General features: G+C 53.2%; 14 protein-coding genes. 13 read left to right on the top strand and 1 reads right to left on the bottom strand.

From position 1 onward, the window contains the following. Positions 1-70 precede the first annotated feature (70 nt). The 9 genes from AB8996_RS00385 to AB8996_RS00425 all read left to right on the top strand — a co-directional run bounded on the left by AB8996_RS00385 (position 71) and on the right by AB8996_RS00425 (position 7,905). Positions 71-682 (top strand): HD domain-containing protein, encoded by a 612-nt coding sequence (locus tag AB8996_RS00385; protein WP_369296987.1) that lies wholly within the window; start codon positions 71-73, stop codon positions 680-682. Positions 683-715: 33 nt separating this feature from the next. After that, positions 716-1,771 (top strand): ABC transporter ATP-binding protein, encoded by a 1,056-nt coding sequence (locus AB8996_RS00390; protein WP_369296988.1) that lies wholly within the window; start codon positions 716-718, stop codon positions 1,769-1,771. 94 nt (positions 1,772-1,865) lie between these two features. Then, positions 1,866-2,576 carry a hypothetical protein gene (locus AB8996_RS00395; RefSeq protein WP_369296989.1) on the top strand — a complete coding sequence of 237 codons (711 nt, stop codon included), beginning with the start codon at positions 1,866-1,868 and terminating at the stop codon, positions 2,574-2,576. A 75-nt stretch (positions 2,577-2,651) separates the two neighbouring features. Next, positions 2,652-2,912 carry a TIGR03905 family TSCPD domain-containing protein gene (locus AB8996_RS00400; protein WP_369296990.1) on the top strand — a complete coding sequence of 87 codons (261 nt, stop codon included), beginning with the start codon at positions 2,652-2,654 and terminating at the stop codon, positions 2,910-2,912. A gap of 62 nt (positions 2,913-2,974) precedes the next feature. Further along, positions 2,975-3,283: a hypothetical protein gene (locus AB8996_RS00405; RefSeq protein ID WP_369297001.1), complete on the top strand. Its 309-nt coding sequence runs from the start codon at positions 2,975-2,977 to the stop codon at positions 3,281-3,283. 93 nt (positions 3,284-3,376) lie between these two features. Further along, on the top strand, positions 3,377-3,829 hold the full coding sequence (locus AB8996_RS00410; RefSeq protein WP_369296991.1) for a CtsR family transcriptional regulator: 453 nt from the start codon (positions 3,377-3,379) through the stop codon (positions 3,827-3,829). 18 nt (positions 3,830-3,847) lie between these two features. Then, entirely contained in the window at positions 3,848-4,363 is a 516-nt protein-coding gene (locus AB8996_RS00415) for a UvrB/UvrC motif-containing protein (protein WP_369296992.1), read from the top strand. Then, the gene (locus AB8996_RS00420) at positions 4,356-5,399 is read left to right on the top strand and encodes a protein arginine kinase (RefSeq protein ID WP_369296993.1); all 1,044 of its coding nucleotides are present in this window, start codon (positions 4,356-4,358) and stop codon (positions 5,397-5,399) included. Before AB8996_RS00415 ends, AB8996_RS00420 begins: the two co-directional genes overlap by 8 nt. A 55-nt stretch (positions 5,400-5,454) precedes the next feature. After that, positions 5,455-7,905, top strand: coding sequence for an ATP-dependent Clp protease ATP-binding subunit (locus tag AB8996_RS00425; RefSeq protein WP_369296994.1), 2,451 nt, complete (start codon positions 5,455-5,457; stop codon positions 7,903-7,905). Positions 7,906-7,961: 56 nt separating this feature from the next. Here the strand turns inward: AB8996_RS00425 and AB8996_RS00430 are convergent, their stop codons facing one another. Further along, complete coding sequence (locus tag AB8996_RS00430; RefSeq protein ID WP_369296995.1) at positions 7,962-9,158, bottom strand: FtsW/RodA/SpoVE family cell cycle protein; 1,197 nt, start codon at positions 9,156-9,158, stop codon at positions 7,962-7,964. A gap of 182 nt (positions 9,159-9,340) precedes the next feature. Between AB8996_RS00430 and AB8996_RS00435 the strand changes: the two genes are divergently transcribed. The 4 genes from AB8996_RS00435 to rpiB are packed head-to-tail and all read left to right on the top strand — an operon-like array spanning position 9,341 to position 12,609. Continuing rightward, entirely contained in the window at positions 9,341-11,017 is a 1,677-nt protein-coding gene (locus AB8996_RS00435) for a formate--tetrahydrofolate ligase (protein WP_369296996.1), read from the top strand. Beyond that, on the top strand, positions 11,017-11,451 hold the full coding sequence (gene tsaE, locus AB8996_RS00440) for a tRNA (adenosine(37)-N6)-threonylcarbamoyltransferase complex ATPase subunit type 1 TsaE (protein WP_369296997.1): 435 nt from the start codon (positions 11,017-11,019) through the stop codon (positions 11,449-11,451). Before AB8996_RS00435 ends, tsaE begins: the two co-directional genes overlap by 1 nt. Position 11,452: 1 nt before the next feature. After that, a complete protein-coding gene (gene tsaB, locus AB8996_RS00445; protein ID WP_369296998.1) occupies positions 11,453-12,166 on the top strand; it encodes a tRNA (adenosine(37)-N6)-threonylcarbamoyltransferase complex dimerization subunit type 1 TsaB in 714 nt (237 codons plus the stop codon). Next, positions 12,163-12,609, top strand: coding sequence for a ribose 5-phosphate isomerase B (gene rpiB / locus AB8996_RS00450; RefSeq protein WP_369296999.1), 447 nt, complete (start codon positions 12,163-12,165; stop codon positions 12,607-12,609). The genes tsaB and rpiB overlap by 4 nt, the downstream gene beginning before the upstream one ends. The last annotated feature ends 109 nt before the right edge of the window (positions 12,610-12,718 follow it).

Here is a 12,718-nt window from a genome sequence, read left to right on the forward strand (position 1 = left end):
AGATATGGAGCTGCTTCCTTGCGGGACGATCACAGGCAAATATGTACAGGGAAAATGCGGCAGGAAAGGAATGGGATTACCAGTGGAAACAACTGCGGGAAATTCTTATCAAGAGGAATTTAATCGGATTTTTCAGGAAAATGTTTCCAGAGAGGGCGCGGACAGGCTGCTTGCTTGGCTGTCAACTACAGATTTTTTTACCGCCCCTGCCAGTACAAAATATCATTGCGCCTGCGAGCATGGTCTGGTGCGCCACAGCATCAATGTGTACCAGGTGCTGCGGCAGAAATATTTTGACGAAGGGGACAGCGAGGAAAGCTTTGCCCTGTGCGGGCTGCTTCACGACGTCTGCAAGGCGCAGTTTTACAAGGTCTCCACCCGCAATGTGAAGAATGACGAGACCGGCGCATGGGAGAAAAAGCCCTATTACTCCATTGAAGACGCTTTCCCATATGGTCACGGTGAAAAATCCGTTTATCTGATCGAACGGTTCGTTCGGCTAAAGCCGGCGGAAGCCATGGCGATCCGCTGGCATATGGGCGGCTTTGATGACGCTGTAAAGGGTGGCAGCTTTGCAAGCAGCGCCGCTTTTGACCGTTACCCCTTGGCGGTAAAGCTTCATTTGGCGGATTTGGAAGCCACCTATCTGGTAGAGCAGGGCACGTCTGAGGTGCGCCGCTGAGATTTTTTGAAAAAAGGAGAGGAGGATATCCTTATGGACGCGGTTCTTGCCTATGACCTTTCAAAAGATTACGGCAGAAGGTCTGTACTGCGTGGGGTGACCTTTCAGGTTCAGGAGGGAGATATCCTTTCCTGTGTTGGAAAGAAGGGCGCCGGGAAAACCACTTTGATCCGGCTGTTGTCCGGGTTGTGCCGCCCTACCGCGGGAGAAGCTTCCATTCTGGGATTTTCCCCCTTTTTTGAAGCGGCAAAGCTGCACGCCGTGATGGGGACGGTTCTGGATACAGCTCATTTATACCAGAAAATGACTTTGACCGAAAATTTCCGCTTTTTTGCAGAAATCAACGGGGTAGAGGAAAACGACGCGATAGACAGGATGTCCTTTTTGATGCACCGTCTGGAAATTTGGGAAGGGCGGGATGAGCTGGTGGCGGATTTGCCTACCGACGTGCTGCGGCGGGCCTCTGTTGCCCGGGCGTTGATGCACAGCCCAAGGGTGCTTCTGCTGGACGAACCGGCAGATGGGCTTGATACGGAGGCAGTCGGCAGCATTCAGGCACTGCTTGCCTACCTGAGAGACCAGGAAGGCGTTACCACGCTGGTCTGTACGGAGGATATGGATTTTGCCCAGCGCCTGGGCGATGAATTTGCCCTGCTTCAGGAAGGCGCATTGATGGCAAGGGGCAGTTTGGAAACTCTGCGGAAAAATGCAGGCGTCCGTTACCGGGCGGTGCTGCGGCTGGGTGAAGAAGAAACGGCGCCCAAGGGCTTCCGCTTTGTGGACGGCGTGTGGGAAAAGGAGATACCATCGGAGGAGGAACTGCCGAAAATTATCGCTCAGGCGGTGTCAAACGGCACAAAACTGTACGAAGCAAGGCTTATCAAACCCACGCTGGAAGAGGTCTATGAGGCATATCTGGCAGGGGGAATACAAAGGGCAGGTGAAATAGATGAGCAGGGAGACGAAGACGACGAGTACGAGGAGCAGACAGAGGTCACAGAGGAAGCCGAGTACGCAGGCTTCTCAGCGCCAGCGGCAGGAGAACAGCCGGAGTACGAGACAGACGGTTCCTACGACCCGGAAGCGTAAGCTTTTTTCCTCGGCGGAATCCGTTTTAGTGGGAAAAGATATCAGCGCCATTTGGGGGCGCAAAGGGATCCGGGCGCTTTTGATGGTTTTGCCCGTGATTCTGATAGTGATTGTACCGCTGGTCTACTTTGTGGCGATCAGCTTGTTTCCCGCGTCGCCCGGCAGCCAGATTCCAGCAGCTTTGCGGGCAATTCTCGGAAATGACAGGGCAGGGGACAGCCAATTTTGGATGGACGCGTTTACCACGCTGCTGTGCCCTTTACTGTTCCTCATGGTGCCGATCGTCTGTTCTGTAGCGTCCGCCGCCTGTGTTTTTGTTGGGGAAAAAGAAAACAGTACGTTAGAAACGCTGTTTTTGTCTTCTATGAGCGCGAAATCCGTGTTCAGCGCAAAAATTACCGCCTGCTCGCTGATCTCTGTGGCGATTTCCCTGATCTCCTTCGTTTTGTTTTCCATCACCATATCTATTGTGGACCTGCTGCTGTCCGCGCCGTACTTTTTCAATCTGGAGTGGCTGGTCACGGTTGTTGTGCTGATGCCGGTACTGTCCATGTTCTCCGTTACCTTTGTCAGCCTGGTGCTGTCCAGAGTGTACAGCGTAGGGGAAGCTTTGCAGACCATGGGCTATTTGATCCTGCCGTTCCTGATTTTATATCTGGTGCAGTTTACCGGCGTTTTCCGCATAACGGCACTGTTTTTGATAATATTGTCGCTGGTGCTGGCGCTCTTATCTATCCTGCTTTTCAACCTTTCCTCCCGGAGATTCCAGTCGGAATATCTGGCGGAACGTCCAGTAGGGGAATAATAAAATCTGCTTGACAAAGGTGCGCCGATTTGATAAGTTTAAGAATATAAGGAAAGATTGGAAAGGGGAAAATCTATGGAAATCCATTACACGCCGCAGGGCGTCTGTTCCAGGCAAATCGACATCGTGGTAGAAGGAGATACCATCAAATCTGTCAAATTTACCGGCGGCTGCAGCGGCAACACCCAGGGCGTCGCCGCGCTGGCACAGGGTATGAAGGTGTCGGAGTACATCAAGCGCTGCAAAGACATTCGCTGCGGTACAAAGAGCACCTCCTGCCCGGCGCAGCTGGCGCTGGCACTGGAAGAGGCTTTGAGCGCAGCTGCGGCAGATTGAGCTTTTCGGAAAATTTCAGGGCATAGGGAAAAGGGACGCTGGAAAACCAGCGTCCCTTTTTTGTGCAAGCTGACTGTTCAAAAATGGCGTTTTGCGCTTTAGCAGCAGCCGCAGCCATTGCCGCAGTCGTTGTTGCCACAGCCGTTATTGGCAAAAGTGCCACAGCCACCGCAGCAGAGAAGGATCAGGATGATGATGATGATCCAAGAGCAACCTCCGTTACCACAACCACACATGGAAGAGCGCCTCCTTTCATTTACACTCCTATCTTATGGCACAATGAAAAAAGTGTGACAGGAAATGAAAATGAAAGAAAAAATGAGCAAATAAAAGAAAAAAAGAGCATTTCGAAGATGACAGGAGGAGAATAGCTTGGTTTGACTTTATTTGACCTTGATTTTTTTCCGAGGAAGTCTATAATAAAAGTCAAAGAAAGTCAAAGACAAAAATTAAGGAGCTTTTCTATGAGAATCAGTGATAGTGTAGCAAACTATATTTTGCAATTGCTCAACGAAGCAGACGGCACGGCGGAGATACAGCGAAACGAGTTGGCAGGCTTTCTGGGCTGTGTCCCCAGCCAGATCAATTATGTCCTGACCTCCCGCTTTACGCCGGAGCAGGGCTATCTGGTGGAGAGCAGGCGAGGCGGGGGCGGCTATATCCGTATCACCCGGCTGCAGATTTCCCGCCCGGATATGATCATGCATATCATCAATGCCATCGGCAATACCTTAGATGCGGGAACTGCCCGCGCCATGACGGAAAACATGCTGCAAAGCGGTGTACTCAGCGAAACAGTGGCAGAGCTTATTCAGTCCGCTGTTTCGGAAAAAACACTTTCTGCCGTTCCCAAGGAGCTGCGCAATGAAGTGCGCGCGTCCATTTATAAAAATATGCTGATCACAGTCAGAACCTAAATCAAGGAGGAATGTTTTATGATTTGTCAATCCTGTGGAAAGAAAACGGCAACCACCCATATCAAAACCATCGTCAATGGCAAGCTGACGGAATACCATCTATGCGGCGACTGCGCGAAGGAAAAGGGCTACGGCAGTTTTTTTGACAGCTGGAGCCTGGGCTTTGGCAATATGCTGGGCGGTCTTCTCGGAAAAGGTCACCCGGAAGAAAATGTGCTGGCCTGTAAAAAATGCGGCTCCACCTTTGCGGAAATTGCCAAAACCGGCAATCTGGGCTGTGCGGAATGCTATACCACCTTTCGCCGCCAACTGCTGCCCTTGATCCAGCGCATCCATGGCACTGCCCGCCATAAGGGGAAAAGCCCCGGCAGCTCCGCCCTGCGCATTCAGGACAACAGCCATCAGATGGTCGCTGTGCAGAAGCCTGCGCTGGAAGAGAAAAAGCGCCTGCTGCAAAAAGCCATAGAAGCGCAGGAGTTCGAGCAGGCGGCAGTTTTGAGAGATGAGATAAAGGAGATGGAAAATAATGGCTGAAGCACTGAAATGGTATGAAAAGGCAGGAAATTGCAGCGACGTGGTGTACAGCACCCGTGTGAGATTGGCAAGGAACCTGCGGCAATATCCTTTTCCCAACAGGGCTACTGTGGAGCAGAAGCAGGAGATCGAAGCAAAGATCCGCGACGCTCTAATTTCCGGCAACAGCGCCATCGCCTCACAGTTTTCCTTTGTGCCACTGGAAAAGCTTACGGACGAGGAGGCAGTATCTCTGGTGGAGCGCCATATCGTCAGCCCGGAGTTTATTTCCGACCGAAGAAATAAGGCACTGCTGCTTTCCGAGGACGAAAGTATTTCCATTATGATAAACGAAGAAGACCATCTGCGTATCCAGGTGATGAAGGAGGGACTTCTTCTGAAGGAAGCGGCTGAAGCTGCCGACAGATTGGATACGCTGCTGGGAGAAACGCTGCAATTTGCTTTTGATCCCGAGTTTGGATACCTGACCCAGTGCCCCACCAATTTGGGCACGGGAATGCGGGCTTCCGTCATGTTACACCTGCCCGCTTTGACAGAGAGCGGCGCCATGTCCCGGATCGCGGCAAATCTCTCCAAGCTGGGGCTGACCCTGCGGGGCAGCTATGGCGAAGGGAGCCAGATCGTAGGCGGAATGTACCAGCTTTCCAATCAGATCACTTTGGGGCTCAGCGAGACGGAAGCGATCGACAACCTTGGCGCTATCGCTGCCCAGTTGATAGAGCAGGAGCGTAAGACCAGAGAGGAATGGGCTTCCAATATTGTACTGCAAGATAAAATAGAGCGGGCGGCAGGCGTGCTGAAAAGCGCGAAAATGCTTTCCAGCGGTGAATTTATGGAATTGCTTTCCTATATTCGTTTAGGTATTTCCGTGGGGCTATTGAAGGGCGTCGGCATGGAAGAACTGAATGGGCTGTTTGTCAGAATGCAGCCGGCTACTCTGGCGGCTTCTGTCCAAAAGCCCATAGACGCCGGGGAGCGCGATATTCTTCGGGCAGAACAGACCCGGAAGATCTGCGCGAATATTACGGAAGCTTAGCTGTACAGAATAATCTGGGCATACAAAAACAGGCAATTAAAGGAGTGAGATTTCTATGTTTCAATTCAACGGTTTTACAGAAAAGGCCAACAAGGCGCTGAATCTGGCGATCACCTCTGCGGAGGAGATGGGACACGACTATATCGGCAGCGAGCACATTGTTTTAGGGCTGCTGAAAGAAGGGACCGGCGTTGCCTTTACTGTGATGAATAAGCTGGGGGTGTCTGCGGAAGCTTATGAAAAGCTGATCCGGGAGCGCGTGGGCACAGGTGCCCGAACCGCCCTGCCCCCCGACGCGTTTACCCCGCGTACAAAACAAATTTTGCAGATTGCAATAATGGCAGGAGCAAGGCTGCACAATTCCTATGTGGGCACGGAGCATTTGCTGATTGCTGTGCTGGAAGATGACAGCTGTTACGGAATGCGTTTTCTGCGCACTTTGGGCGTAGATTCCGCCAGGATCACGTCAGAGCTGTCCACCCTGTTGAACCAGACGGCTTTCCCGTCCGCTGAAGAACCGATTATGGGCGAAGGCGGGGAGGAACAAAAGAGCGGCAAGGCGCTGGAGCAGTTTGGTCGGGATTTGACCCAGCTGGCAGCGCAGGGGAAGATAGACCCCGTCATCGGCAGGGAGCAGGAGATCCAGCGCGTGGTGCAGATCCTTTCCCGCCGCACAAAAAACAACCCTGTGCTGATCGGCGAGCCCGGCGTAGGCAAGACCGCCGTGGCAGAGGGTTTGGCGCTGAAAATCCACGCGGGAGACGTGCCGGAAACTCTGAAAGGGAAGCGGCTGATTTCTCTGGACCTGACCGGCATGGTCGCCGGTACAAAATACCGCGGAGACTTTGAGGAACGGATCAAAAATGCCATTGACGAAGTGAAGAAGGACGGCAATATCATTCTTTTTATCGACGAGCTTCATACCATCATCGGCGCAGGCTCGGCGGAGGGCTCTACCGACGCGGCAAACATTTTGAAGCCCGCGCTTGCCCGTGGGGATTTCCAGGTGATCGGCGCAACCACCATCAACGAATACCGCAAGCACATTGAAAAGGACGCGGCATTGGAGCGCAGGTTCCAGCCTGTTTCCGTAGGCGAGCCCAGCGAGGAAGAAGCAATCGACATCTTGAAGGGCTTGAAGGATCGCTATGAAGCCCATCACAAGGTGCAGATCACCGAAGAATCCATCGAAGCTGCGGTGCGTCTTTCCTCCCGCTATATTTCCGACCGCTATCTGCCGGACAAAGCCATCGACTTGATTGATGAAGCCGCTTCCCGGGTGCGTCTGCGGACCTTTACCGCCCCGGAAGATTTGCAGGATATGGAAAAGCAGATCAAGGATATTGAAGCGGAAAAGGCAGCGGCGGTAAACTCTCAGGACTTTGAACAGGCGGCGGCGCTGCGCGACAGGCAAAAGGAAATGCAGGAAAAGCTGGAGCGTGCCAAGGACGAATGGGCTGCCAAAAATGAACGCAGCAATACGGTGGTTACGCCCAACGATATCGCCGATATCGTTTCCATGTGGACGGGCGTGCCCGTCACACAGCTGACGGAAGAAGAAAGCCAGCGGCTGCTCCGTCTGGAAAGCACCCTGCACCAACGGGTCATCGGGCAGGAGGAAGCAGTTTCCGCTATTTCCAAAGCGATCCGCCGCGGGCGCGTGGGTTTGAAGGACAAAAACCGCCCGATCGGCTCGTTCATTTTCCTTGGACCTACCGGCGTAGGAAAAACCGAGCTTTGCAAGGCATTGGCGGAAGCCATGTTCGGCGATGAAAAGGCAATGGTGCGCTTCGATATGTCGGAGTATATGGAAAAGCACACAGCGTCCCGGCTGGTGGGGTCTCCTCCCGGCTATGTGGGCTTTGAGGAAGGCGGACAGTTGACAGAGGCGGTCCGGCGGAAGCCCTATTCCGTCGTCCTGTTTGATGAGATCGAAAAAGCCCACCCCGATGTGTTCAATATCCTGCTGCAAATTCTGGAAGACGGCCGGGTGACTGACTCTCAGGGAAAAACGGTGGATTTCAAAAATACGGTCATCATCATGACCTCCAACGTAGGCGCCCGGTTGATTACGGAAAAGCAGAAAAATCTGGGCTTCTCCCACGAAGCAGAGACTGAGGGCAGCGACTTTGAAAAGACAAAAGAGCTGGTGATGAACGAGCTGAAGAACCTTTTCAAGCCGGAGTTCTTGAACCGTGTGGACGATATCATCGTGTTCCATAAGCTGACAAAGGAAAACACCCTGGCAATCGCAGGAAAAATGCTTGCCGGATTGCAGGGAAAGCTCCGGGACATGGAAATTGAGATGGAGTTTACGCCGGAAGCTATCTCCACCGTTGCCGATAAGGGGTACGATCCCATTTACGGCGCCAGACCCCTGCGGCGAGTGATCCAGAACGAAATTGAGGACAGCGTTTCCGAAAAAATGCTGGAAGGTGAAATCAGCGCCGGAAAGCGTTACAGATGCGCTTTTGAAAATGGGAAGTTCACTTTCTCAGAGCAGTAAACATTCGCAAAAAAACCGGGCAGGAGAACTGCCCGGTTTTTCATGTGTATTTTCTTTTAGATGTTTTTCATCTGCTTGTAAGAAAACCGCAGGGGGGTGCTGCGCTTCAAGCGGAAGCCGTCGCTTTCCTTTCTGCGCATATACACACTTTGCACCAGTCCGAAGCCCAGGTACAAACAGGCGGCGGAAGAACCTCCGGCGCTGAAAAACGGCAGCGTTACGCCCATGGCGGGAAGAATGGCAAGGCACATTCCGATGTTGGAAACGGTCTGGAGCGCGATCATGCCGAAAAAGCCGAAGCAGATATACTTTCCCAGATCATCTCGAGCGGAATGGGCTACATGGAGCACCTTCAGCATAAAGAGCAGCAACAGCCCGATGATGAGCACACAGCCCCAGAAGCCCAATTCTTCTCCCGCCACGGAGAAAATGTAATCGCTTTGCTGAAAGGGAACGCTGTTGCTTGCCACCCGGCTGCCCTCAAACAGCCCCTGTCCCTTCAGCCCGCCGCTGCCGATGGAAATGCGCCCCTGGTACTGCTGATAGCCGTCGTTTAGCTGTACGGAGGGGTCTTCCAAATTGAACACGGCGATAAAACGGTTCTTTTGATAGTCCCGCAGCACAAATTTCCACAAAATCGGCACCGCTCCCAGCACCAGCACCCCCAGCACCGCGAAATACCGCAGCTTGATATCGGCGGCAAGGCTCATTGCAAGGAAAATGAAGAAAAACACCACCGACGCGCCAGTGTCGCCCTGTAATTCGCAGAGCAGAATGGGAACAAGGGCATGGAGAGCCAGAAAGACGACCTGGATCAATTCGTCTGTTTTTCCACGTTTTTGCACAGTATCCAGATGTTTGGCATAGGTAATGATAAAAGCGATCTTTACCAGCTCGGAGGACTGAAAGGTCCTTCCACCAATATTGATCCACGCCTTTGCCGCTACACCACCGCCGCCGGTAACTTCTTCGCCGAACAGCATGGTATAAATCATCAGGAAAATGGAAAATCCCGCAATGAGATACCAGAAATTGGCGATTTCCATGTAATCGATAAACGATACAATCACCGCGCCGGTCACACCCAGGGCGATCGCCAGCAGCTGTGTGCGGAAATAATTCGCTTCCGTCGCCCGGGAAACGCTTTTCAGCAAAACTAAGCTGTAAACGGAAATCGCCGCCAGCAGCAGCCAGAGAATGATATCCGCCCGCTTTACATAGTTGATAAATCCCTTAAAGCCTCTTTTTATCATAAATTTGTACCTTTGTGTTTCAAAATGACTTCTTATGACCCAGAGTATAGCACAAAAAAAAATCCTCGGCAAGTTTTTTCACCCTTAGTCTTTACTATTCCGGCAAGATACTTTATAATTCATAAAAGGAAACAGAAATCCGCGTTAATTTGGTTCGGTCAAAAAGACATGGAGGGATTAGTATGCTGTCGGATATTGAAATCGCACAGGGGACAAAGCTGAGACCTGTCGCCGATATTGCGGCGGAGCTGGGGATCCGGGAGGAAGAACTGGAGCTGTACGGAAGATACAAGGCAAAAATCAATGAAAGCGCTTTTGCCCGTTTGGAAACAAATCCTGACGGCAAGCTGATCCTTGTCACCGCCATCAATCCCACTCCTGCCGGGGAGGGAAAGACCACCACCACCGCCGGGCTTGGAGAGGCCATGGCAAAAATCGGGAAAAACGCCATCATCGCTCTGCGGGAACCCTCTCTCGGACCTGTGTTCGGCGTAAAGGGCGGCGCCGCCGGCGGCGGATATGCCCAGGTCTTGCCCATGGAGGACATCAATCTCCATTTTACCGGGGATATGCACGCCATTACATCTGCCAACAACCTCTGCTGCGCCATGCTGGACAACCATATGCAGCAGGGAAATGTGCTGGGAATCGACCCCCGGCGCATTCTCATCAAGCGCTGTCTCGATATGAACGACCGGGCGCTGCGGAACATCGTGGTCGGTCTGGGCGGGAAGATCAACGGCGTTCCCAGGGAGGACGGCTTTATCATCACCGTGGCTTCCGAAGTCATGGCGATCCTCTGCCTGGCAAAGGATATGAACGATCTGAAGGAGCGGCTGGGCAATATCCTCATCGCCTATACCTACAGCGGGACGCCTGTCTACGCCAGAGATATCAAGGCGGAGGGCGCCATGGCGGCTCTGCTGCGGGACGCGGTGAACCCCAATCTGGTACAGACTATCGAAGGGACGCCTGCCATCATGCACGGCGGACCTTTCGCCAACATCGCCCATGGCTGCAACTCTGTCAGGGCTACCCGGCTGGCGCTGAAGCTGGCAGACTACTGCATTACGGAAGCCGGCTTCGGCTCCGATCTGGGCGCGGAAAAATTCATGGATATCAAATGCCGCATGGCTGGGCTTGCGCCTTCCTGCGTAGTGGTAGTCGCTACAGTCCGGGCACTGAAATATAACGGCGGCGTTGCCAAAGCCGAGCTGGCTGCTGAAAATGTAGAAGCGCTGAAAAAAGGCTCTGTGAACCTGAAAGCCCATGTGGAAAATATGCAGAAATTCGGCGTACCTGTCGTGGTGGCGATCAACCGCTTCCATACGGACACCGACGCGGAGCTTCAGGTCATTGACGATTGCTGCAAGGAGCTGGGCGTGTCCTATGCGCTGTCCGAGGTGTTCGGCAAGGGCGGCGAGGGCGGCAAAGAGCTGGCGGAGACCATCTGCCGGGTGATCGACGAAAATGAGGGCAAAACGCATTTCGCGCCTATTTATCCCGATTCCTGCTCCATTGAGGAAAAAATCGAGACCATTGCCAGGAAAATTTACGGCGCGGACGGCGTTCTCTTTACAAAGCAGGCTCAGAAATCCCTGAAAGAGATCAGAGAGCTTGGCGGCGACAAAATGCCCGTGTGTATTGCAAAGACCCAGTATTCCCTGTCTGATGACGCCGCTCTGCTGGGCAGACCCAGCGGGTTCCAGATCACTGTCCGCGATTTGAAGCTTTCCAGCGGCGCCGGTTTCGTGGTGGCGTACGCCGGAGATATTATGACCATGCCCGGTCTGCCGAAGGTTCCCGCGGCAGAGAAGATCGACGTGGACGACAACGCCGTGATCCACGGGCTGTTCTGATGGACCGTAAATTTGTGACCTCGTCTGCCGCGGAAACGGCGGCGCTTGCCGCCAGGCTGGCACAACAGCTGAAAGGCGGGGAAGTGTTGGCGTTCACCGGGGGAATGGGCATGGGGAAAACCGCGTTTACCGCCGGGCTGGTAGAAGGGCTGGACGGGGGAAATGTGGTCAGCAGCCCCACCTTTGCGCTGGTAAACGAATATCCCGGCAGACTGACAGTGGAGCATTTTGACATGTACCGTATCACAGGCTGGGACGATCTGTACTCTACCGGGTTTTTCGATTATCTGGACACGGACTGCGTGTTGGTGATAGAATGGAGCGAGAACGTGGAAGCCGCCCTGCCGGAAGACGCCATACACATTGACATTCGACCGGGAGAAACGGATACTGAGAGAGTGATTACCATTGATGGCTGGGAGGGGGAACTGTAGCATGTTGGTTTTAGCGATAGAATCTTCGGCTTCCGCTGCCTCCGCCGCCATTTTGGAAGATGGCAGGCTGCTGGGAGAGAGCTTTGTCAATACAAAGCAGACCCACAGCCAGACCCTGCTGCCCATGGTGGAACAGCTGCTGCGCTCCCTGGGAAAAGCCTGTGCTGATTTTGACGTGATGGCTGTCACAAACGGTCCCGGTTCCTTTACCGGCGTGCGGATCGGCGTATCCTGTATCAAAGGTCTGGCAATGCCCAATGAAACGCCCTGCTGCGGGATTTCCACTTTGGAAGCCATCGCCATGCCGGGACGGTATTATGAGGGCTGTATTATCTGCGCCGTGATGGACGCCCGCTGCGGGCAGGTCTATAACGCGCTGTTCCAGGTGACAAATGAAAAGCTCTGCCGCCTGACGCCTGACAGGGCGCTGACCATTACGGAGCTTTCCGAAGAATGCAAAGCTTACGGGGAAAGGCTCATTCTATTTGGCGATGGAGCCGCCTTGTGCCATGAAGTGTTTGAGACGTGGGGCGCCCGGCTTGCGCCTGTAGAACTGCGCTTTCAGAGAGCGTCCTCCGTAGCGCTTCTGGCGCTGGAATACGCAAAGGCAGAAAAGAGCGTGACCGCTCAGGCGCTGGTGCCGTCTTATTTGCGGCTGCCGCAGGCAGAGCGGGAGTTGAAAAAGAAGCAGGGAAAAGGGGAGTGTTCGGTATGAAAATTGCTATCGGCTGTGACCACGGCGGGTTTGAACTGAAAGAAGCCGTTCGGGAATATTTGGAGGCTCATGGAATCGAATATGAGGATTTTGGTGCTTTCAGCACGGAATCGGTAGATTACGCGCCTCTTGCCGCAAAAGCCGCAAGAGCGGTACAGGAGAAAAGGGCTGACTTTGGAGTGCTGATCTGCTCTACAGGGATCGGTATTTCCATGGCGGCAAATAAGGTAAAGGGCATTCGGGCGGCATTGTGTACTAATGCCTTTTGTGCGGAAATGACCCGCCGGCACAACAATGCAAACATTCTTTGTATGGGTGGTAAGGTCGTAGACCGTGATACCGCCCTGCAAATACTGGATATCTTTTTGCATACGGGCTTCGACGGCGGTCGCCATCAACGGCGCATAGACCAGATCGCCCAAATTGAAGAAGGCAGGCTATAATCAGGAATCTCCCGTACCGGCGACCACATATCCGGGCGGCAAAAAACAGGAGGAATAGAAGATGCAGGAAAACAAGAATATTTTTGTCATGGATCATCCGCTCATTCAG

It is taken from the genome of uncultured Neglectibacter sp. (assembly GCA_937958185.1).
GTDB lineage: Bacteria > Bacillota > Clostridia > Oscillospirales > Acutalibacteraceae > Acutalibacter.